Annotated in this window: 21 protein-coding genes; 9 read left to right on the top strand and 12 right to left on the bottom strand. The window is 41.2% G+C overall.

Going from position 1 to position 20,595, the window contains the following annotated elements; all coding sequences use genetic code 11:
- Nucleotides 1-182 precede the first annotated feature (182 nt).
- Entirely contained in the window at nucleotides 183-1,913 is a 1,731-nt protein-coding gene (locus P343_RS27405; protein WP_023510023.1) for a pyruvate oxidase, read from the top strand.
- 48 nt (nucleotides 1,914-1,961) lie between these two features.
- On the top strand, nucleotides 1,962-2,204 hold the full coding sequence (locus tag P343_RS27410) for a hypothetical protein (RefSeq protein ID WP_023510024.1): 243 nt from the start codon (nucleotides 1,962-1,964) through the stop codon (nucleotides 2,202-2,204).
- A gap of 3 nt (nucleotides 2,205-2,207) precedes the next feature.
- On the opposite strand, the gene gnd is transcribed toward P343_RS27410, so the two are convergent.
- Nucleotides 2,208-3,107, bottom strand: coding sequence for a phosphogluconate dehydrogenase (NAD(+)-dependent, decarboxylating) (gnd, locus tag P343_RS27415; RefSeq protein WP_023510025.1), 900 nt, complete (start codon nucleotides 3,105-3,107; stop codon nucleotides 2,208-2,210).
- Between the two features lie 337 nt (nucleotides 3,108-3,444).
- On the opposite strand from gnd, the gene P343_RS27420 reads away from it, so the two are divergent.
- Together P343_RS27420 and P343_RS37695 are read left to right on the top strand one after the other, a co-directional pair.
- On the top strand, nucleotides 3,445-4,245 hold the full coding sequence (locus P343_RS27420; protein WP_317134704.1) for an MFS transporter: 801 nt from the start codon (nucleotides 3,445-3,447) through the stop codon (nucleotides 4,243-4,245).
- A complete protein-coding gene (locus P343_RS37695) occupies nucleotides 4,157-4,621 on the top strand; it encodes an MFS transporter (RefSeq protein ID WP_317134705.1) in 465 nt (154 codons plus the stop codon). Before P343_RS27420 ends, P343_RS37695 begins: the two co-directional genes overlap by 89 nt.
- A gap of 106 nt (nucleotides 4,622-4,727) precedes the next feature.
- On the opposite strand, the gene P343_RS27425 is transcribed toward P343_RS37695, so the two are convergent.
- The 4 genes from P343_RS27425 to P343_RS27440 all read right to left on the bottom strand — a co-directional run bounded on the left by P343_RS27425 (nucleotide 4,728) and on the right by P343_RS27440 (nucleotide 10,979).
- Complete coding sequence (locus P343_RS27425; RefSeq protein WP_023510026.1) at nucleotides 4,728-6,917, bottom strand: glycosyltransferase family 39 protein; 2,190 nt, start codon at nucleotides 6,915-6,917, stop codon at nucleotides 4,728-4,730.
- A gap of 226 nt (nucleotides 6,918-7,143) precedes the next feature.
- Nucleotides 7,144-9,051, bottom strand: coding sequence for a PTS fructose transporter subunit IIABC (locus P343_RS27430; RefSeq protein ID WP_023510027.1), 1,908 nt, complete (start codon nucleotides 9,049-9,051; stop codon nucleotides 7,144-7,146).
- 152 nt (nucleotides 9,052-9,203) lie between these two features.
- A complete protein-coding gene (locus P343_RS27435) occupies nucleotides 9,204-9,977 on the bottom strand; it encodes a DeoR/GlpR family DNA-binding transcription regulator (protein WP_023510028.1) in 774 nt (257 codons plus the stop codon).
- Nucleotides 9,978-10,097: 120 nt separating this feature from the next.
- On the bottom strand, nucleotides 10,098-10,979 hold the full coding sequence (locus P343_RS27440; RefSeq protein WP_023510029.1) for a putative RNA methyltransferase: 882 nt from the start codon (nucleotides 10,977-10,979) through the stop codon (nucleotides 10,098-10,100).
- Nucleotides 10,980-11,185: 206 nt separating this feature from the next.
- On the opposite strand from P343_RS27440, the gene P343_RS27445 reads away from it, so the two are divergent.
- Complete coding sequence (locus tag P343_RS27445; RefSeq protein ID WP_023510030.1) at nucleotides 11,186-11,626, top strand: DUF4395 domain-containing protein; 441 nt, start codon at nucleotides 11,186-11,188, stop codon at nucleotides 11,624-11,626.
- Nucleotides 11,627-11,712: 86 nt separating this feature from the next.
- Nucleotides 11,713-12,057, top strand: a complete 345-nt coding sequence (locus tag P343_RS27450; RefSeq protein WP_023510031.1) for a hypothetical protein — start codon at nucleotides 11,713-11,715, stop codon at nucleotides 12,055-12,057.
- A gap of 61 nt (nucleotides 12,058-12,118) precedes the next feature.
- Here the strand turns inward: P343_RS27450 and P343_RS27455 are convergent, their stop codons facing one another.
- Complete coding sequence (locus P343_RS27455) at nucleotides 12,119-12,664, bottom strand: DUF6944 family repetitive protein (protein WP_023510032.1); 546 nt, start codon at nucleotides 12,662-12,664, stop codon at nucleotides 12,119-12,121.
- 106 nt (nucleotides 12,665-12,770) lie between these two features.
- Nucleotides 12,771-13,373: an ECF transporter S component gene (locus P343_RS27460; RefSeq protein ID WP_023510033.1), complete on the bottom strand. Its 603-nt coding sequence runs from the start codon at nucleotides 13,371-13,373 to the stop codon at nucleotides 12,771-12,773.
- Nucleotides 13,374-13,652: 279 nt separating this feature from the next.
- Here P343_RS27460 and P343_RS27465 point away from each other — a divergent pair, with 279 nt between their 5' ends.
- Nucleotides 13,653-13,862 (top strand): hypothetical protein, encoded by a 210-nt coding sequence (locus P343_RS27465; RefSeq protein ID WP_023510034.1) that lies wholly within the window; start codon nucleotides 13,653-13,655, stop codon nucleotides 13,860-13,862.
- 560 nt (nucleotides 13,863-14,422) lie between these two features.
- On the opposite strand, the gene P343_RS36395 is transcribed toward P343_RS27465, so the two are convergent.
- Complete coding sequence (locus tag P343_RS36395) at nucleotides 14,423-15,490, bottom strand: C39 family peptidase (protein WP_023510035.1); 1,068 nt, start codon at nucleotides 15,488-15,490, stop codon at nucleotides 14,423-14,425.
- 175 nt (nucleotides 15,491-15,665) lie between these two features.
- Here P343_RS36395 and P343_RS36400 point away from each other — a divergent pair, with 175 nt between their 5' ends.
- Nucleotides 15,666-16,607: an exonuclease domain-containing protein gene (locus P343_RS36400; RefSeq protein ID WP_023510036.1), complete on the top strand. Its 942-nt coding sequence runs from the start codon at nucleotides 15,666-15,668 to the stop codon at nucleotides 16,605-16,607.
- Between the two features lie 103 nt (nucleotides 16,608-16,710).
- Here P343_RS36400 and P343_RS27470 read toward each other — a convergent pair whose 3' ends face one another.
- Nucleotides 16,711-16,896 carry a hypothetical protein gene (locus P343_RS27470; protein WP_023510037.1) on the bottom strand — a complete coding sequence of 62 codons (186 nt, stop codon included), beginning with the start codon at nucleotides 16,894-16,896 and terminating at the stop codon, nucleotides 16,711-16,713.
- A gap of 618 nt (nucleotides 16,897-17,514) precedes the next feature.
- Between P343_RS27470 and P343_RS27475 the strand changes: the two genes are divergently transcribed.
- Nucleotides 17,515-17,907: a hypothetical protein gene (locus tag P343_RS27475; protein ID WP_023510038.1), complete on the top strand. Its 393-nt coding sequence runs from the start codon at nucleotides 17,515-17,517 to the stop codon at nucleotides 17,905-17,907.
- A 396-nt stretch (nucleotides 17,908-18,303) separates the two neighbouring features.
- Here the strand turns inward: P343_RS27475 and P343_RS37175 are convergent, their stop codons facing one another.
- The 3 genes from P343_RS37175 to P343_RS27485 all read right to left on the bottom strand — a co-directional run bounded on the left by P343_RS37175 (nucleotide 18,304) and on the right by P343_RS27485 (nucleotide 20,587).
- Nucleotides 18,304-18,444 carry a hypothetical protein gene (locus tag P343_RS37175; RefSeq protein ID WP_023510039.1) on the bottom strand — a complete coding sequence of 47 codons (141 nt, stop codon included), beginning with the start codon at nucleotides 18,442-18,444 and terminating at the stop codon, nucleotides 18,304-18,306.
- 360 nt (nucleotides 18,445-18,804) lie between these two features.
- On the bottom strand, nucleotides 18,805-20,139 hold the full coding sequence (glnA, locus tag P343_RS27480) for a type I glutamate--ammonia ligase (RefSeq protein WP_023510040.1): 1,335 nt from the start codon (nucleotides 20,137-20,139) through the stop codon (nucleotides 18,805-18,807).
- A 61-nt stretch (nucleotides 20,140-20,200) separates the two neighbouring features.
- Nucleotides 20,201-20,587: a MerR family transcriptional regulator gene (locus tag P343_RS27485; RefSeq protein WP_023510041.1), complete on the bottom strand. Its 387-nt coding sequence runs from the start codon at nucleotides 20,585-20,587 to the stop codon at nucleotides 20,201-20,203.
- Nucleotides 20,588-20,595 lie beyond the last annotated feature (8 nt).

Raw genomic sequence — 20,595 nt, forward strand, 5'->3', positions numbered from 1 at the left:
AAAGTAAAAGTTGAAGCGATTTTTATATATAGATGAGCATTTCCATTTGCTTTTTTCAGGAATAGTCATAAAATAGACCCATAAGGTTCATTATTTTGTCACATTTATATATATAGAAGTCTTGAATTAATTACTTAATTAAATTCAAGACAATAGCTCACTTCTGAAGGAGGAACCCAATTATGGGAAAGGTAAAAGCAAGTGAAGCGGTGGTCAAGTTATTTGAAAACTGGGGTATTGACCATATCTATGGTATCCCCGGCGATTCGATCAACACGATGGTTGAAGCACTAAGAAAAGAAGAAAGCAAGATTAAGTTTTATACCGTCCGGCATGAAGAAGTAGCCTCACTAGCCGCTGCAGCCTACTCAAAACTTACTGGAAAGATCGGTGTTTGTCTGGCTATCGGAGGACCTGGTGCGATTCACTTGTTGAATGGTATGTATGACGCCAAGATGGATCATGTACCTATGCTTGTTCTTGTCGGCCATATTCCGGCAAGATTGACAGGCACAGATTATTTTCAGGAAGTGAACACGGTCGAATTATTTAAGGATGTCGCAGTGTACAACAAGGATATTACAAGCGCCGAGAGCTTTCCGGCAGTTGTCAATCAAGCAATCCGTACCGCTTATCAAGAACGCGGTGTCGCGGTTCTGTCTATTCCGGATGATATTGTACTCGGTGAAATTTCTGATAATATCCCGCAATTATCCACGGTTTTTGAAAAGAAAAATCCTGGTCTCGTTCAAAATGATTTGAACGATGCTGTCGCTTTGATAAACAGCGCCAGCAATCCGGTAATCCTGGCAGGCGTCGGTGCAAAAAGTGCCAAAAAAGAATTGAGATCATTTGCCGAACGTATTTCTGCCCCGGTAGCGATCACACTACCAGGAAAAGGCGCGATTGCCGATGATCACCCGAACTTTGTCGGAAACATCGGCAAAATCGGAACGAAACCTGCATATGAAGCGATGAAGAGCGCGGATCTGCTCATTATGGTCGGCACCGATTATCCGTATGCCGCTTATCTTCCGGAAGGTGCGAAATGCGTTCAAATCGATATCGATCCTGTCAAAATCGGCAAACGCTACTCCGTCACTGTCGGCATTGTCGGCGACGCTTCCGAGGCGCTTTCCTATCTGACAGAGCATACAACACCTGTTACTGACCGTCCATTCCTGAAGACTTGCCAGAACAAAATGAACACCTGGTGGAAATGGATGGCTGAAGACCAAGACAAAAAACAAACGCCGATTGCGCCTGAAGCACTGATGTCAGCCATTTCATCCATTTCTGAAGAGGACACCATTTATTCCGTAGATGTTGGCACGTCAACCGTATGGTCTACGCGCTATCTCAAAATTTCAGAAAATCAGGACTTTATCGTCTCAGCATGGCTAGGGACAATGGGCTGCGGTCTTCCGGGAGCAATCGCTGCAAAACAAGCATTCCCTGATCGTCAAGCAATTTCCATCAGCGGTGACGGAGCCTTTGCAATGGTGATGCAAGATTTCGCAACTGCTGTTTACTACAAAATGCCATTGATTTGCGTTGTACTTAACAATAGACAATTGTCTTTCATCAAATATGAACAACAATCTGCCGGTCAATTAAAATATGCCGTTGATTTCGGCGACATTGACTATGCTAAGTTTGCTGAAGCATGCGGCGGTATGGGCTTCCGCGTTGAGAAATACGAAGATCTGCAACCTGCACTCGAACAAGCTAAAGCTGCGGATGTACCGGTCATCCTTGATGTTGTGGTCGACGTTGACGCCGCTCCGCTGCCAGGCAAGATTGTGATGGACGAAGCGAAAGGCTATGCCAGATTTACTGCTAAATCAATCGCTGAAAATCATAAGTTAGAAAAAATGCCGCCAATGAAGACTGTTGTCCGCAGATTTCTATAATTTAATGATCTAAACATACAAAAGACGTTCGTTTGGGATTTATTCCGAATGAACGCTTTTTGTATTTACGAACAGTTGCACGAAGCATTTCAAGAAGCTCGGATCGCCCAAGTGCCAGTCGTTCTCGATACCAAAGTCGATAAGAATGATGCGCCTTTACCCGGTAAAATCATTTTACCGGAAGCGAAAGGCTATGCCGCCTTTTCTGAGTATAATGCGGATCAGCTCTCTATCATGTATCAAAAAAGCGTTCAGGCCCTTTTATCAGGTCTGAACGCTTTCTTGTATTGATCATTATTTTTTTACTACAGCGTGGCCGCCAAATTCATTGCGCAACGCGGCAACAACTTTACCAGCAAATGTATCGCTTTCAAGTGAACGATAGCGCATGAGCAATGAAAGAGCAATAACCGGTGTAGGCACCTGCATATCAAGCGCTGTCTCCAATGTCCACTTTCCTTCGCCTGATGAGGCCATGACACCGCTGAGTTTCTCGAGATCTCCATCCTTCGAGAAGGCATCTTCCAATAGCTCAACCAGCCAGCTGCGGATCACTGAACCGTGATTCCATACTTTTGCGACCGCCTGATTGTCATATGAAAACTCACTCTTCTGAAGCACTTCAAACCCTTCTGCAAGAGACTGCATCATCCCATATTCCACACCGTTATGCACCATTTTCAGAAAATGTCCGCTCCCCGCTTTACCTGTATACAGATAACCATCGGAAACTGAAATAGCTTTAAAAAGCGGTTCAAGGTAGCTAAAGGATCGTTCATCACCGCCGACCATAACGCAAGCGCCGTTTCTTGCTCCACTCATTCCTCCTGAGGTGCCGACATCCATAAACGAGACACCTTTATCCTTGCAAAGCTGGTAACGACGAACGGAATCCGTGTACCTTGAATTTCCTCCATCAAGAACAATATCTCCTTCGTCAAGCAGAGAAAGCAAATTGTTCAGTGTCTGTTCCGTAGGATCACCTGCTGGCACCATCATCCAGAAAACACGCGGTTTTTCAAGAGCATTAACAAGAGCTTCAATTGACGCGAACCCATCAATCCCCTCCGATTCAGCCGCTTTTTTTACCGCTTCCTGCGATAAGTCAAAAGCCTTGACTTCAAAACCATGTTCAGACATATTCAGAGCAAGATTGTATCCCATTTTTCCTAAACCAATTAACCCAATTTTCATTTCAATCACCTAATTTATCAGTAGTTTATGTCTCTCTATTGTTAGTTTACCGCATACACGCGACATCTCCAAATCTATTTTACTCTCAGGTTGAATTTGTTCGAAAAGGAGGACAAAAAGGACCAAGAAGGTCAAGGAAACGCAGCTTTGAGCACCGGAGCGTATGCAAATAATACGTGAGGAGCGGAAAAGCAAGTTGACACAGAGATTCGCCGGTAATTTTTCCCGGACTTTTCGAACACCCTCATATAGAAAATCCTTCTTTTCAGGCAAAAAATTTCACAATCTTAAACTCATTTGATACGATTCTTTTGTTACATATTTGAGGAGGAGCACAATGAAAACTTATCCGCTTTCACTATGGACATTGGTAATCGGTGCATTCGCTATCGGAATGACAGAATTTGTGATTATGGGCCTGCTTCCTAATGTCGCCGCAGATCTCAATGTCTCCACTGCTGCAGCTGGCCAGCTTATTACGGGTTATGCGCTAAGTGTTGCCATCGGCGGCCCGATCATTGTTGTAGCTACGTATAAAATGGCTCGAAAAAATGTCCTAATGCTCCTAATGGCTATTTTCAGTATTGGTAACTTTTTTGCCGCGATTTCTGCAAACTATGGACTGTTGATGCTAAGCCGAGTAGTTACCGCGCTTGCCCACGGATCTTTCTTCGGACTCGGAGCGATTATGGCTGCCAGCCTTGTTCCCAAGAATAAGCAAGCATCTGCGATGGCCTTAATGTTTTCCGGGCTAACAGTTGCTAACATTGTGGGTGTGCCATTTGGTACATTTGTTGGTCAACGTCTAGGCTGGAGAGCTAGTTTTCTCATTATCAGCTTGATCGGCATCGTCGCTGTTCTCGGTCTCTTTTTTCTTGTCCCTAAACAAGAAAACAAGCAGAAATCATCCTTATTAACAGAATTAGCTGTTCTTAAGAGCGGTCAGCTTTGGGTAACTTTACTGATTTCACTATTCAGCTTCGGAAGTGTGTTTGCATTTTTCACTTACATCATCCCTGTGCTTCAGAACATCTCCGGTTTTGGTGACCATGCCGTCGACTTTTACACTCGTTGTATTTGGCATCGGTGTAACCATTGGCAACTTGATTGGCGGAAGACTTGCCGATTGGCGTCTTAACGGATCCCTCATCGGTTTATTAGCGGCACTGGAACTCTTTTTCCTGATCTTATTCTTTATTCAATCCAACGCCATCCTCATGGTTCTCGCCGTCTTTCTATTCGGTATTCTGGCATTTGCCCAATCGCCAATTTTGCAGTTCCGAAGCATGGTACTGTCCGAAGACGCTCCGCTGCTCTCGAGCACTTTAAATCAATCTGCGATGAATGTGGGCAATGCATCCGGTGCCTTCTTTGGAGGATTATCTGTCAGCTTCCTTCCGCTTAATTATCTTGCACTAACAGCACCTTTGCTATCGCTTGTAGGATTGATTCTTTTAATGTTGCAGCTCAGTCGGATTCGTGTAAAAAGGTCCGGAAAATCCATTTCAAATTAATGCTACTTTTTAGAAGTTCACGTTGAGTACTTTCTAACCATGTTTCATATAGTCGATCCGAAAATTGTTATTTAAGAAGAGAGCCATCACATGACGAGCTCTTTTTTCATATCGGATCTGTGTGCAAAGAAATGCGGAATGTCTCGGTCCTTCGATACGTATCGGCAAATATAACAATCATTAGAAAAGGAACACTTAGCAATAGTATAAATATAGGCAAGCTCAAGTATGGACGATTTTCTCGCATATAGGCACGAAACTGAAGATCTTTCCCCTTCATCTCCATATTATTTTGAAAAAGAGTACCATTCAAATATAAGTCCCTTTGTTCGAACAGCCCTTTTCCATGCATAGCTAAATTAAGCGCTGAATCCTCAGTCCCCGACTGAAGATACACAGCTAGCCTGTAATTCCGTTTTCCAGGCAAAGTGTGCGTAAGTGGCAAATCAGATAATCGCCTTTTTGCTAACGAACGTTCAGAGAAGATCAGCTTTTCTATTTGTTTCTTCTCGGCTACCGAGTAAATACTCAATACATATACTCCTTTCCCCCGGGCACCTGCTTTTCCTAAAGATATATGGTCAAAAGGCCTTTCCGCGTGAAAGGTTTGCTGAACTGCATGTGATGCGTCGATGCGCGTAGTCAGTGCCCCCTTTTTTTGATTTTGATTAACTGCGTAACGATATTGCTCTGTTGCTGTCTGGGTCATTGGAACAACACGCAGGGCAGCGATGCTGATGAGCATACAAAACAGAATATGAGTCAATATATGAGGTACACCTCCGCGGAGCGCTTCGACAGTTCTATTTCTGATTCGCTCATCAAGATATTGCTTTGCTTCGTTTACCCCATAACAATTTCCAATCAGCATCGGAAAAAGAAAGAGGAGCGCATACCTCGGCTCAGCTTCCCATAAAAAAATGTAAAACAAATAATTTCCAAACAGCATGATCTGAATCAGCAAGCTGGTATCCGGCTTTTTTATTCTAAAAAAACGTATTACAGAAAGCAGCAGCAGGAACAAATTGACGATATGAAAAATTTGAATAATAAACAAAGTGATTTGCTTCTGTCCACCGAAGAAATAATCAAATAGAAGGTTATGTTCAGATGTATTTCCTGTATACCAGTAATAGCCCATTGAACCATCTGCGTACACCCGGAACGCTTTTGCAAGCCATAAGCCAGCTAATTCGGCTGGTGTTTTTTTTGAAAGTCTTTCTTTGATTTCTTGCCAGTCCACCCTTTTCTTCTCTTCCTGAGTAGATGCAAGGAAGCTGCGTCTAAAATCTTCTATATGATATCGGCCCTGGTTTGAGAGTCCGAGCATAATCCAATGAACGGAAGGCATCTTGTATTGTTGAATTGAACCCAGATGCATGTGATGCGTATACATTTGCAGAGGAAGCTGAAACGCGGTATAGGTGATCATGGTTAATGCAATCACCATGAGTGTTTTTTTTACTTTTGAACGGAGAAGCAGAAAAAGCACAAGCGCCGGCAAAAAAAGGATAAGATTCTGCCGAATAATGCATCCGATTCCCAAAAATACACATGCCAGAGCACCATAAACAATGGTTCCACTCTGCTCATAGCGGAACCAAAGATAAATAAGCAACGGTGGCATCATGACCATCAACGTATCGGAATAAAAGTATAAGGTGTAAAAAAAGATTGGCGCACAAGTAAGTACAAAGATTAGGAAAAAAGTACTCATTTTTCTGCCAAGAAGGAGTAAAACAAGCTTCCAGGAAAAATAAATCCCTACATTAAGCGTGATCATACATAGTGCATGATTGAACATAAACAACATTTGCATTTGGTCAATTGGAAAAAGACGGTATATCCAAAAAAGGATCAGTGTCACAGGAAGATTGTTTGGATAAACATTAAAATAGATACTGTCGTCATGAACGCTCTTGTTTTTTAACAAATCCAGAGCTTTCATAATAATATGGCCGCCATCGATTTCAGGTGGTTGAATTCCACGGAAAGCTATAAGAATAAAGCACTCAAATAAGATAATCAGTGAAAATAAAATCAGAGCCCATCGGTTTAACACAAGTGCAGAGCACTTGGAAAGCAGCCGATCTATAGACAAGAAAAAGAGAAAAACGACGATTGCAAAAAAGAAGAGCATTCCCGACAGCTCTAACGGCGAAGATGCTACATTTCCATAGTAACTGCCTGATCCCAGAAAAAAAGGTCCGATGACACTCATCATTAAAAAAAGGCTGACAAATAGCGCAAAAACGATGCAAAATGTCCGTATCAGGTAATTCTTAATGTTTATCAAGCCTACTCACATCCGGGTCATAAAATAATCCTGTCAATTTTATTTAGTATTTGTTCTATTCACCTCATTTATTACATAAAAGTGAGCACATTAGATGTCTTGACTTCACTCGGCCTAGGCGTAGAAAACACTCTTTAAAATTTTTCTCTTTTACAGCACAAAAAGGATGCGGCTGGTTTTTCAGCCGCATCCTCTATCAAATCTTTTTATTTTTTTTGCAATGACCTTATTTCTTCGCATCCACAGGTTTTTTCCACAAACCAAGAATCAGACCGGAAATAATTGTACCAACTATGATGGAAACCAAGAAAAGGATCGCATGATTGCCTAGCAAGACTACAAAAATACCACCATGCGGTGCCGGAATATTGATCCCCCATAACTGAGTCAAACCGCCGGCGATTGCCGCACCTATAACACTGGATCCAATAACACGAAGCGGATCCGAAGCGGCGAATGGGATTGCACCTTCGGTAATGAATGACAGGCCGAGCACATAATTGGTAATCCCTGCTTTTCGCTCATCTTCAGTAAATTTATTTTTGAACAATGAAGTAGCTAAAGCAATTGCAAGCGGTGGCACCATGCCTCCAGCCATAACTGCAGCCATCATCAATCCATTACTATTGCCGCTGCTTGTAAATACACCAATTGCGAATGTATAAGCCGCTTTATTCACCGGACCGCCCATATCGACAGCCATCATACCACCCAGAACAACTCCAAGTAACACAGCATTACCCGTGCCAAGATGATTCAATGCGCCAATCAAACCTGTATTAATAAATTTGAAAATCGGATCAAAAATATAGTACATTAAGCTGCCTGTAATGAGCAAGCCAAAAACCGGATAAAGCAGGATAGGCTTCAAACCGTCCAATGTCCGCGGTAATCCCTTGAAAATATTCTTCAATAGGATAATGACCCATCCAGCAAGGAAACCGGCAGCTAAACCACCAAGAAAACCGGCATTAGAAGAAGCCGCTAAAAATCCGCCGACAACCCCTGGCATCAATGCCGGACGATCACCAATACTCATGGCAATATAACCAGCAAGAATCGCAATCAAGAAATGGAACGCACCGGTATCACCACCGGCAATGGCACTTAACATCTGGAAAATTGTATTGTCTTTGCCAAGTCTCTCAAACAAGAATGACACGGCAAGTAAAATACCGCCACCAACAACGAACGGCAGCATATGCGAGATACCATTCATTAGGTCTTTATAAATTTTGCCCCATACTGAGGTTTTTGCACCCTCCGCCTCTTCTTCTGCAGCGCCACCTTCAGCATGGAAAACCGGAGCTTGTCCGTTCAAGGCTTTGTTAATTAATTCTTCAGGTTTGCGAATACCGTCACTTACCGGCGTCTGAAGAACTTTCTTACCATCAAAACGCGCCATTTCTACCTTTTTATCTGCGGCGACAATGACGCCGGCAGCTCGTTCAATTTCATCTTTGGTCAGCACATGCTTAGCGCCTTCTGAACCGTTTGTTTCAACGCGAATGGCAACGCCCATTTCTTTCGCTTTCTTTTTCAGCGCATCTTCAGCCATATACGTATGTGCAATGCCTGTTGGGCATGCCGTTACTGCCACAACAAATTTTTCACTCGAAGAATCTGATTGGGCTTGTACCGGTTGCTGTGCCTCTTCTTTTGCTTCATCTGCATCATGCTCAGCTTGTTTATTATCAAAAAGCTTCCCTACTTCTGCTGCAGATTCCGCTTGCTTAACCTGCTCAACAAAATCATGATCAATAAGCAATCGTGACAAGGCAGCAAGTGTCTGGAGATGTACATCTGCAGCACCCTCAGGCGCCGCAATCATAAAGAATAGATATGAAGGCTGTCCGTCCAACGCCTGATAGTCAATACCCTGTTTGCTTCGTCCAAAGACTACAGTCGCTTCATTCACAGCTTTTGTTTTCGCGTGCGGCATAGCAATGCCGTCCCCAATTCCCGTGCTGGATTGCGCTTCACGCTTTAGAATCATTTCTTTAAATAATTTAGAATCATTTATTTTTCCATTTCTTTCAAGGCTGGCAATCAATTCATCAATCGCGCCTTCTTTGGTTGTCGCCTGCATGTCCAAGACCATCGTACGTTCAATCATTAGATCTGTGATTCTCATTGATGCTACACTCCTTCATTCTTTAATCACTTCTTGTAGAGCAATAAAGCCGAACTCAATAGTAAAGGAAACGATTCCAATTTATTGCCTTCTCGATCGGCATCATATCTGATTCCGATCAAATTCCGTTTCAGGGGCTGTCACGATCACTATCAACATTGCACTGAATCTGATGAATGATTTGTGACACAGACGCTTGTTTTTTCTTGAATTAAGGATTGGCACATTTCCGGTATTTCATCCGTAATGATCGCCGCCTCTCTCAAATCAAACATCTTGCAAAAAGAAATTTCTGCGAACTTACTGCTATCAGCAACTACATAGGAACGCGCTGCCAGATCATGAGCACGACGCTTTAATGCGGCTTCCTCAGGATCCGGTGTCGTATAGCCCATAGATGCGTCAATACCATTAACACCGATGAAGGCGGTGTCAAAACGGAAAAGATTAATATTTTGCATCGCAATGCTTCCAACAACCGCTTTTGTGGTGCGTTTCATTAAACCGCCCAACAAATAGCATAATATTTTGTTTCTAACGAGTAAATCGCCATGAGCAGGCCCGTTAGTGACAACGGTTACATTTCTTGCCTTAATATAAGGAATCATTTCTAAAGTTGTGGTTCCCGCATCAAGATAAATGCAATCATTATCTTTAATCTTTTTCGCGGCGAGTTTCGCAATCGCTTTCTTTTGATGCACATTCTTGAAAGTCTTGGTCTCCATGTCAGGTTCTTCGTTAAGTTTTTTCAGGAGAGAAGCGCCCCCGTGAATACGACGAAGAAGTTGACGGCTTTCCAAGTCCTGCAAGTCTCGACGAACGGTCGATTCGGAAGCAGCCAGCATGTGAACCAATTCCTGCAGCTTTACGACATGTGATTCGGTCAGAATCTGCAGGATCATCTGCTGCCTTTCTTCAGCCAACATATTAATTCCTCCACTCTTTCATTTTATCACGTTTTCATTCAAAATCAATCAATAATAGTCAGATCTGATCATTTGTCACAATTGAAATTGATCAAAATGAAAGAATATGAGTGAAAACGATCAGAATGACTTGTTACCGATTAAAATATCAAAATCGACACTGATTTCAGCCGATTTCTTTTTCATCCATTCCTCACGTTTTTCTTCAGCAGCTGTCCAAGCAAGTGGAGTCATTTGCAATAAATCTTGAACGCCTTCGTGATTTAAACGAGCGACATAACTCACCGTTTCAGTACGTGCGTTGGAAAAATGGTTTAAAAAAAGGGCCTTGATCTCAGCGTTTGAATAGGAAATTTTCTCTTCTTCGTAAAAGGATGTCCGCAGCTCCTTTAAATAGCCGCCACTTGGAATTACCTTAATTATTCGTCCTCCCGGCTTAAGTAATTGATCAAATACTTGATAGTTGGAAGGCGAGAGTATATTAAGTATAAAATCAAATTGATGATCGGCAAATGCCGGTTGCGCCAGATCGCCTACAAACCAAAGCTGATCGGGATAATGTTTTGATGCAAGCTGAATCCCCTCTTTTGCAATGTCAACACCACTTCCCATTATGTGAAATGAGTAATCCTTTACTAGTTTTTGGCAGATCGCGGCAAGATGTGAACCTTCGCCGCATCCAAGATCCAAAAGGTCAATCCGTTGATCTGATGCGGCTGCAACCTCACCAATACATGCAGTCAGCTTTTGTATTAATGGATTAAAAAAACCGTGATGAACAATGATGTTTCGACGCGCTTCAAAAAGTGCCTTCCCATAATGCGTGTGTACCGGACGTGCTAATAGATTTACATAGCCCTGCTTTGCTATATCAAACGTATGTCCGTACGGACAAATCAAGCTCTTCATTTCCGCCACACGCATTGATTCTCCACAAATCGGACATTTCAGTAATTCTATATTTTTTTTAAGCATTTCAGCATTAAGCTGTATTCTATTCATTCAGTTACACGACCTCGCCTTTTTTCGTACAGATATGAAAACTACTATTGTAAAAGCGCAGGTTATTATTATAACACAGCATTAGAGAAGTACTTCATCCAATGTCACTGAAAATGCTTAACACTAGATGCATATGATGTAAAATCGTTGAGCTTTTTTCTTTATCGCGTATAATATATTTAATCCTATATGAAAGGTATGATTTTATGAGCCAGCCTTTAAATTCGATTCCCAGGCCTCTGGTCAGAACAAATCAATGGGTGATCGTTATCAGTTCCGTATTAGCTTTGACTACAGGCAATTATTGGATCCTCCTACTGCCGCTTCTATCCGGACTTTCCGGGCTTTTGTTCCATTTAAACCCTGTTATGTATTTAGCAAAATTTTTATTGAGACATCCAGTGAACACATATATTCCAGAAGACCGGGATCAACAAAAATTCAATCAAACGATCGCTGTTTCATGTCTCGCTATTGCTTTCATAAGCTTTCTTCTACAATGGACGCTGATCGCCATTATTTTTACAGTCATTGTTGCTCTCGCTGCATTTATCGCTATTCTCGGATTTTGCATCGGCTGCTTCATCCATTTCCATTGGTCACAGTATCGGCAGAGAAAAATCCAGGCGCAAAGTCAATCAAAGTAAATCACCAAGTACACGCTTCTAACTCGCGGCATCTGTCACGGGATCACACTAGGTGAATACACTAAGTGGGAAAAGGAGTGATGCAAATGGATGAATACATTGATTCTACCGAGCAGCCCCTCTTTGTCCCGCATGTGATGGAAGAACGGAATACAAATACCGCAGACATTGAGATGATTCGTAATCTTTCTCAAAAGTATATGAATTACCATGTCATCGCGCAAATGGCTGATGGATCTCGAATGGAAGGCATTATTGAAGATGTGAATGATCAAGGCGTCGTAATGCTGATTCCTGAAGATGTGGATGCGGATGAAGATGAAAGGTTTTTCGCTGGTCCAGGACCGCGCCGAAGGTTTAGACGGTTCCGCAGATTTCGTTTTCCATTTATTTTTTTCGCGGCACCATTTCTATTCCCATTTCCCCATTGATTTTAAAAAGACACCTCTCCGATAAGCGTTTTTAATTTGGAGAAGTGTCTTTCTCATCTATTCAGATTGTCTCTGCCAGTCTGCCGAGCATAATTGCCGAAATTCCTCCTGTTTCCATCCAAGTTCCCGCTGTAACAGTCGGATCAAAAAGGGTCAGATCATCGCCTTTATCCAGCAATCGTTTTCTTCCCTGTGCCTGCAGAAAATTACCGATGCATAGCATGATCGTCCCCACGAGCATATACATTTTCTGCCATACTTCCAGATCCGTCAAAATCAGCATGTTCCCAAGCACTTCTTTCAAGTTTGACGACATCGCTTGGGCAAGCAGCCGTTCGGGATCATCCTCAGTGCTAATCGTCTGAAAAACAAATGCACCATAGCCAATCACATTTAAGGCAATACCAAATTGTGCTGTTGGATTATCAGGAAAAAAGTCGAAGACTAACGTACCTGCGGCGACCTGGATTAAGCTGCCTAGAAAAACGAGCTGATCCTGTGTTTCGCGATCTAAATTTTTTATAGGCGTTTGTCCAACAGCAGCCATTACCTTTCCAATCGTTATGGATACGAGCGCGATATTCTCAGAAAAGTCTTCTCTTTTCATAGCCGTTCCCACCCAACTTCTGAAGCTCAATACTATATGGTATTCATTTATCAAAGTATTGACTAATCGCAGATATGATTTCTCCCAGAGATGAAACATGAAAATGTCAATGGTGCTGCTTCTCACTGAATTTCAGTAAGGGGGCGGCAATTAGAGGAGAAACAAAACATGCAGCTGCAGCCTCAGCAAGACCATTGGTAAATACAACGGTAAGCAAAGCTGGTATCAGTTTGCTAACATCTATTTGCAAGAAATTTGCATAGGGATTCCTATAAAACAAATAGATAAGACCAAGTACAAAAATGGTGTTGGTCAATGACCCAAATAGAGCTGCAACAGACATGCTTCCTGCACGTGATAGCTTTGTCTTCTGAAGTGCTAAATAGATATACCCTGAAACAAGGCCTACTAGGATACGCGGCAAAACTGAGATTAATGGATTTGTAAAGACAATAGACGCAATCGGGCTACTCGGAAAAGTAAATGCTCGTATAAACGTTGTCATCCCCCATACACCGCCAATAATAGCTCCATCAATCGGACCGAGCGCAATCGCTACAATAATAACTGTAAGATGGATAATGGTGAGACTAAATGCTCCCATCGGAATATAGCCTAAAAAGGGTATGACATTCTGTAGAAAAATAATTGCTGAAAAAATGCTCAAAACGACTAATCTAAATGTTCTTTTGGATCTCCTTGTTTCCATTGGTGACTCCTTTATTTACTGGCAAAAATTGTTCTGCACATTATTCGGTTCATTCGCCCCATTTTTTTCACTAGAGCGATCATCCACATACAACCTACTATGAATTATATAAGCTTTTCAGTATGTCGCAAGTTCATACATATGCTTATTCCGTTAATGTCTTACGCTCGTATTTTAACATTAAATAAATGAATGAATCGAACGATATAATTATTAGAAGATTTAATGAATGAAACATCAAAGGACGAATAAAAGTACGCAGATATCGGGGGAATTGAGATGAGCGAGAATAACGAAAGTCCACTAGCGTTCAGTCATATCGCAAAAGAACTAACGATCGCTTACATGGAGAAACATCCGAGAGAACCGATTTATAATTATATTGATGCTTATGAACATTTTTATGAGGTTGTCAATTATACAGCTGGATCCGGGCGGACGATGAATGTCTACCCTTCTGAAATCATTCGCAATAAAAAATCCGAATGACGGTTTACTTGAGAAACACTGTCGGCAAAAAAATTATTTTAAGGCAAAAAAAAATCCCCTCATCGGGGACCTATAAATGATTGTTTTGGGAGTTATTGCTTAAATCCTTACAAATAAAATATAACATACAATTCAATAACCATCATCAAACCTAAGCGTGACAATCATCTACGTCTAAGGTCTTAAATAGATAAAAATAATGAATTTGAGGTGAAGATCTGATGTTGTGCTAAGCAAATCTATGATAAACAGGAAAGGGAATTCTGATCAAGAGGGGCAATTATTTCGAAATCAAACGTGACTGTTTATCAAGACACGTCTTCATTTAAAATCATAAGTATTCGGGGCATGATTTGCTGGAGGCACAACCATTAATTCACCTCAAATCCGGCCAGTAAAGTGAATATATCGCTCTACAACTATTATCTTATCTCGTTTTCATCCGCCACAACAACGTATTTATGATGCGCACCCCCGCATTTTTCGTGCGGAACCACGCACGATCACGCATAACTTTTCATTTAGATTCTGTGGGTTAAGATTAAACTATCCTTTTTTAATTAATCGGTGATTGCCCGACGATCAAGCGCATTCCAATGAGCGATCATCTGAGTGTTTTCCATCCGTCGCTTTGTTCCCGTCCATGGATCGTTATAATAAAATCCACTCGGTGTATACCCGGTCAGTGTTAGCGCATGATAAAGAAATCTGTCAAACGTCCCCCAGATGACTACTGGATGATTCTTGCTAAGATAATTCTTCAACTGATCTGTAGACACCCCTGTAAGATTAACAGAAGATCCGGCGTACTTCTTAACCAACTGCATCAAGGCCGGCGGATAGATGGTAACTCCTGACTTAGAGTACGGGCTGCCGACGAATCCTGTATTCGGATCACCATTCGTTGCACGCGGCATCTCTTCTGCCATTTGTTCCTTCGTCACATTGGCACCATGATACCGAAGCATCATCGTCACAGCTGTGATCTCACAACCAGCCGGCAGATTAGGAAGCTGACTGATCGCTGCGACATTCATCCGATAGCTTTTCGGGATCTTCGTACCTGAATACACCACCTGTACAATTGGGTCCTTAAGGTTCCTGCTGGTCAGTTCTTTCAATGTGATAACCTTTCCATTCACGAATTTCGCATCATAGCTGACCAATCGTGATCCATTCATCCCTTTTTGACGAACAATAGTTTTTCCTCGCTCAATCGTTTTCTCTTCCACAGTTTTTGTCTCATAAGGAATAGGGATCTGCTTCTTATAGACCACTTGAATCGTCTTTGATTTGGAAACGGATACGCCATGCGCTTGATATGTATATATAAGTTTATATGTGCCTGTCTGCTTTGTGTTCACATGTCCGGATATCTTTACTTGATCAACAGAGATTTTTCGTTTCTGCTGATCGATCACTTTTACATTTTTTCTTGGATCAAAATCAGTACCGAGCCTGATTACACTTGGAACTTGCTGAATATTAATCGTAACACCATTCTTATTTTCGGCTTCTCCAATTACTACTCTACCAGAGAAAGAATCGACGATTGAGCAACCTGAAAGGATAAAACTCAGAATAAGTATGATGAGAATTGCTGAATGGCGAATGAATCGCTTGTTCACTTGTCTATATCCCCCTGAATGCATAAAAAAATTTGTTACTTTTGATTATTGGTTTAGGATAGTATAGAAAGCTTAAATTTTACTTAAAAAGAATAATTGATTGCCAGACTCTCATATAGAAGATGAAACATGATATGATAATAGTAGTTTTCGAGTGTACGTGGAGGGATCATTGATGACGGATTTATCCTATGTTGCTATCGACTTTGAAACTGCCAACGCGCGTCGCACATCCGCCTGTTCCGTCGGCCTAACAAAAGTGATGAACGGACAAATTGTTGATTCTTTTTATTCACTCATCAATCCAGAAGAATCATTCGATTATTTCAATACAGAAATTAATGGCATCCATGAAGAGGATGTCACAGATGCTCCAACTATGGCGGACTTATATCCCGAGCTCGTTCCGTTTATCGACGGACTCCCTCTGGTTGCCCATAACGCCAGTTTTGACATGAGTGTTTTGCGTTATACACTGGACAAATACGAATTGCCTTATCCTGAGGTAAGTTACTTTTGTTCTTGGATATTAGCAAAAAAGTTATTGCGCTTGCCTTCTTACCGACTAGATCAAATTGCTTCGTATTACAAGATCCGGTTCCAGCATCACCAGGCATCGGATGACGCTAGAGTGTGCGCGGAAATCGTCCGAAATATGCTTAATGAAGCACACATCGAAGATATAGATCAGATGCAAAAAAAAATCAAATATAGGCTTGGCCGATTACATAAGAATTCCTACTCCCCTTTTTCATCCACTACTTATCGTTATGCGCAGCCATTCAAGCCCTCACAAATCACCACATCAAGAACATCATTCGATGAGCACCATCCGCTTTACCGCCAGGTTGTGGTGTTCACCGGTGTGCTGACATCAATGTCACGAGAAGATGCATGCCGGAAAGTGGTTGACTGTGGCGGCATCAATGGAAACAGCGTAACCAAACAAACGACTCTCCTTGTTGTTGGTGAACCGGACAGCCGGACTCCGAACAATAAGAAAAGTAGCAAAGAGCAGAAGGCGGAGAAATTGGCAGCTCAGGGACAACCCATAAAAATTGTGACAGAAAATGAATTTATAAGAACTGTTGGAACGAACCCTGCACAAATAGATTGATAAACATGTATGTCACTACTTAAAAAGTCAATTTCTGCACAGAAAAAAGATCCTCAGATTTAGCTGAGGATCTTTCTCGTTAAATCCTTCTGTACAGCTGTCGTCATTTTGCCGAATGGTCATGACCATCTTTCCAGATCAGGCTGCAGCAATGAAAGGCGATTTGCGTCGAACGAAGGATCGGTTGCCGCTTACGATTTATATGGTAAATGTTAATAAACAGCCTGATAACTTTCAATCTTTGCTTCCATGTCGGACGCTCAACTTGTGTAAGAACAGGTTGTTTCATTTCTATCCACCCTTTAAGACAATATAGCGAAAAAAAGCCATGCCATATCAGCATGGTCATTACTTGATATTCTTAAACATAATAAAAGGTGACAGAATTATGAAGTCGCTTACATACATTTGAATATCCATAGCAAAGGTTCCCATAATTCCCTAAATCTTTTTTCAAGATTAAATTAGAAATCAGCTTTTGTTTACATAATTAATATACTGTTTTATAAGAATGCAAATTAACACTACTCAACTTACATAACGCAAAAATGCATGGATTTAGAGTCGACTTCAAATTGATTATTAACACTTATAAGCTGGATTGATACGGTCGTTGGCGTTCACATTAATCATTAATAAATTTTCTGGCATTATTAGTCCAAAAGTCGTACACTGTGAAGGGCCAATTTAATTGTAACTAATTGGTGAAATTAATGCTTTTTACAATAAATTTTTATACATTAGCCTCATTTTTTTAAGTTTTTTATTTATTTCTCATCAAATAATTGATCATCTTTGAAAATCGGAGAGAATTCTGGATCTACAACTTGATCATCCACCATCCTCTCCCCTTTTTCGGTATTTTGCCTTCGGGCTTAATATAGATAACGATATTGGGGGAGTTTTTATGAAAAGGTTGTTGAGGTTATTTACAGCTATCGTTTTGTCTCTTGGAATTTTATCGGGAGTTACCCTTCCACAGGGAGTGACTCAAACAACATCTCAGAATGTCGCTTATGCAAAATCTTATCCGATCAACATCGTTAGTTCTCACTTAAATGTTCATCGTGGGAACCCAGCTTCAATAACGATTAAAGGAAAGCCAAATGCATCTGGAACGATCAAAGTTATTTACAAATCCGGTCCAAGTAAAGCACGTGGTCTAAACAGCAAAATGTCAAATAAAAAAGGCTATATTACATGGACCTGGCTCGTTGGCGGCAATACTACAAAAGCAACCTATACATTCTATGTATCACTTGGCGGAAAAACAAAACCAGTGAAATTAAAAGTTTATTAAAAGTCCCCCCTATTTAAGGGGGAATACATAAGTTTCTTACTTTAGAAAAATCTTAATTAAGAAAGTATAAGATATTAGGAAAAAGGTCTACTAGTTCGGATTAAATAAGGTTCTTCTGCTAATGGCGAAGGACCTTTTGTATTGAAAGAAATTAAAGATATAAAAAATGAGATCAAATAACTGAGTAATTTGCTTTATTAATTTTTTTAGCGATCGTTCATGTTAAATAATCTAAAACCAAATGCTTATTAATCAGTCTTTCCAGTGATATTCTTAGCTTCAGCTGATATGGATATGGTTATATGATAAAAGCTCTTAATTAAAAAAGGCGGTTTACTCTAACCTAAAACGTTAATTATTTGAACTATACTCATTTTGGAAGAAATCCGAGTTATATTATTTGATCATTTGGCTATTTGGTCTTTTTTCAATCCGATCACACAACTCATTTAAAAAAGGTAGATTTTCCTCAACTCTATCTAAATGTTTATGAGCTTCCCTTAACAATTCGTAAAAAGATCGATATTCTTTACTCATACCCACATCGCTCCTTTGATCAACTGCATTTTTGCAGAATGCCTTTAATTTTTAGGCAAATCTATTCACTTAACGTTACGATCATAACATTTAAACCTCAATAATTTTTATTTTGTTAATTATATTCACCTATTACACAATACATATGCCAAAGTTCACTCACGACTATCTAGGATAAACAGATTAGACAGATTTATAAAAATAATCTCTGGAGTATACCGACAATTTATAAAATTGGTAGTCAAAAACGGTCAAAGTGATCATCAATCATCAGGTGCATGATTTTGACCACTAAAATGAAGGCAAAACAAAAACCCCTCAACGCTTAGTGCGCCAAGAGGTTTCAGAGTTTCTAACAGATTAATATTGTTCGAGGTATTGATCGCGTTCCCATGGGTGTACTTGAGTGCGGAACATATCCCATTCAATTTCCTTAGCGTCATTGAAGTGGGAAACAGTATGTTCGCCAAGTGCGCCAGTAATTACAGGGTCGGCATTGAATACATCCAAAGCTTCTTTCAAGTTAGCAGGAAGTTCATGAATGCCAAGTTCATCACGTTCTTCATCGTTCATGACATAGATACTGCGGTCTACAGAAGCCGGCGGTGTCAGTTTTTCTTTGATACCATCGAGTCCGGCAGCAAGCATTACTGCCATGCCAAGGTATGGGTTTGTTGCTGGGTCAACACTACGCACTTCGATACGTGTACCCAAACCACGAGAAGCAGGAATACGGATCAAAGCACTACGGTTGCTTAGAGACCATGCAACATAGCTTGGTGCCTCGTAGCCAGGAACCAAACGTTTGAACGAGTTAACGATCGGGTTGGTAATGGCAGTGAATGCTCGAGCGTGTTTCAGAACTCCGGCAATGAATGCTTTCGCTGTTGCACTGAGTCCGTCTTCAGCATTTGCATCATAGAATGCATTTTCTTTGCCTGTGAACAGGGACATGTTCGCATGCATACCTGAACCGTTCACACCGAACAGAGGCTTAGGCATGAATGTCGCATGCAGTCCATGTTGACGTGCAATTGTTTTAACAACTAATTTAAATGTTTGAATGTTATCGCATGTTTTAACAGCATCTGCATATTTGAAGTCAATTTCGTGCTGACCCGGAGCCACTTCATGGTGGGAAGCTTCGATTTCAAAGCCCATGTCTTCGAGTTCAAGCACGATATCGCGGCGACAATTTTCACCAAGATCCGTAGGAGCAAGGTCAAAATATCCACCTTTGTCATTTAAGTCAAGAGTTGGTTCGCCGGATTCATTCAATTTGAAGAGGAAGAATTCTGGTTCCGGTCCGATGTTGAACGAAGTGAAGCCAAGTTTCTCCATTTCGGCCAGTTGAGCTTTCAGGACCGAGCGAGGATCTCCTGGGAATGGCGTGCGGTCCGGTTTGTAAATGTCGCAAATGAGACGCGCAACTTTTCCTTTTTCTGCTGTCCAAGGGAATATGACGAAGCTGTCATAATCTGGATACAGAAGCATGTCCGATTCTTCGATCCTTACAAATCCTTCAATTGAAGAACCGTCAAACATAATATCGTTGTCAAGTGCTTTTTCAAGCTGACTTACAGGAATTTCAACATTCTTGATAATTCCGAGCAAATCAGTGAATTGCAAACGGATGAATTTGACGTTTGCTTCATTTACCTTAGAAATGATGTCTTCTTTTGTAAACTTTGCCATTCAAGATCCTCCCCAAAGATAAGTTCTGTTTTCATAAAAATTTTATATACACAGATCGCTGTCATCGAAAGAAACGTGACAACTCTCCTTGTATTAACGTTGCTTTGCCAAACTTGCCCGCATGAACGAGTTCGGCTTTCAAGAACTTCATCAATTCAGCATCAGACATTGCCTTCTTTTCCTCCGCAGGTCTGTTGGCTTCCAAAGGCTTTTCACTAAGCACTCGCCTTATACCAGCCAAGTTCACACCTTCGTCTAAGAGAGATTTAATATCCAGAAGCCGATCAACATCATTGAAAGAAAAGACGCGGCGATTTCCCGCTGTACGCTCCGGATGAATCAATTCGTTTTCCTCGTAATAGCGGATTTGCCTGGCCGTAAGTCCGGTCAGCTTCTGAACAATACCCATCGAAAACAAAGGCATTGAACGGCGTACGTTATCAGCCATTTTCGCCT

Source organism: Sporolactobacillus laevolacticus DSM 442, from assembly GCF_000497245.1.
Taxonomy (GTDB): Bacteria; Bacillota; Bacilli; order Bacillales; family Sporolactobacillaceae; genus Sporolactobacillus; species Sporolactobacillus laevolacticus.

Excerpts from the sequence above, each read along its gene's own strand:
- P343_RS27405 (WP_023510023.1), top strand. The coding sequence starts at position 183 with ATGGGAAAGGTAAAAGCAAGTGAAGCGGTGGTCAAGTTATTTGAAAAC.
- P343_RS27410 (WP_023510024.1), top strand. The coding sequence starts at position 1,962 with ATGAACGCTTTTTGTATTTACGAACAGTTGCACGAAGCATTTCAAGAA.
- gnd (WP_023510025.1), bottom strand. The coding sequence starts at position 3,107 with ATGAAAATTGGGTTAATTGGTTTAGGAAAAATGGGATACAATCTTGCT.
- P343_RS27420 (WP_317134704.1), top strand. The coding sequence starts at position 3,445 with ATGAAAACTTATCCGCTTTCACTATGGACATTGGTAATCGGTGCATTC.
- P343_RS37695 (WP_317134705.1), top strand. The coding sequence starts at position 4,157 with ATGCCGTCGACTTTTACACTCGTTGTATTTGGCATCGGTGTAACCATT.
- P343_RS27430 (WP_023510027.1), bottom strand. The coding sequence starts at position 9,051 with ATGAGAATCACAGATCTAATGATTGAACGTACGATGGTCTTGGACATG.
- P343_RS27435 (WP_023510028.1), bottom strand. The coding sequence starts at position 9,977 with ATGTTGGCTGAAGAAAGGCAGCAGATGATCCTGCAGATTCTGACCGAA.
- P343_RS27440 (WP_023510029.1), bottom strand. The coding sequence starts at position 10,979 with ATGAATAGAATACAGCTTAATGCTGAAATGCTTAAAAAAAATATAGAA.
- P343_RS27445 (WP_023510030.1), top strand. The coding sequence starts at position 11,186 with ATGAGCCAGCCTTTAAATTCGATTCCCAGGCCTCTGGTCAGAACAAAT.
- P343_RS27450 (WP_023510031.1), top strand. The coding sequence starts at position 11,713 with ATGGATGAATACATTGATTCTACCGAGCAGCCCCTCTTTGTCCCGCAT.
- P343_RS27455 (WP_023510032.1), bottom strand. The coding sequence starts at position 12,664 with ATGAAAAGAGAAGACTTTTCTGAGAATATCGCGCTCGTATCCATAACG.
- P343_RS27460 (WP_023510033.1), bottom strand. The coding sequence starts at position 13,373 with ATGGAAACAAGGAGATCCAAAAGAACATTTAGATTAGTCGTTTTGAGC.
- P343_RS27465 (WP_023510034.1), top strand. The coding sequence starts at position 13,653 with ATGAGCGAGAATAACGAAAGTCCACTAGCGTTCAGTCATATCGCAAAA.
- P343_RS36400 (WP_023510036.1), top strand. The coding sequence starts at position 15,666 with ATGACGGATTTATCCTATGTTGCTATCGACTTTGAAACTGCCAACGCG.
- P343_RS27470 (WP_023510037.1), bottom strand. The coding sequence starts at position 16,896 with ATGAAACAACCTGTTCTTACACAAGTTGAGCGTCCGACATGGAAGCAA.
- P343_RS27475 (WP_023510038.1), top strand. The coding sequence starts at position 17,515 with ATGAAAAGGTTGTTGAGGTTATTTACAGCTATCGTTTTGTCTCTTGGA.
- P343_RS37175 (WP_023510039.1), bottom strand. The coding sequence starts at position 18,444 with ATGAGTAAAGAATATCGATCTTTTTACGAATTGTTAAGGGAAGCTCAT.
- glnA (WP_023510040.1), bottom strand. The coding sequence starts at position 20,139 with ATGGCAAAGTTTACAAAAGAAGACATCATTTCTAAGGTAAATGAAGCA.
- P343_RS27485 (WP_023510041.1), bottom strand. The coding sequence starts at position 20,587 with ATGGCTGATAACGTACGCCGTTCAATGCCTTTGTTTTCGATGGGTATT.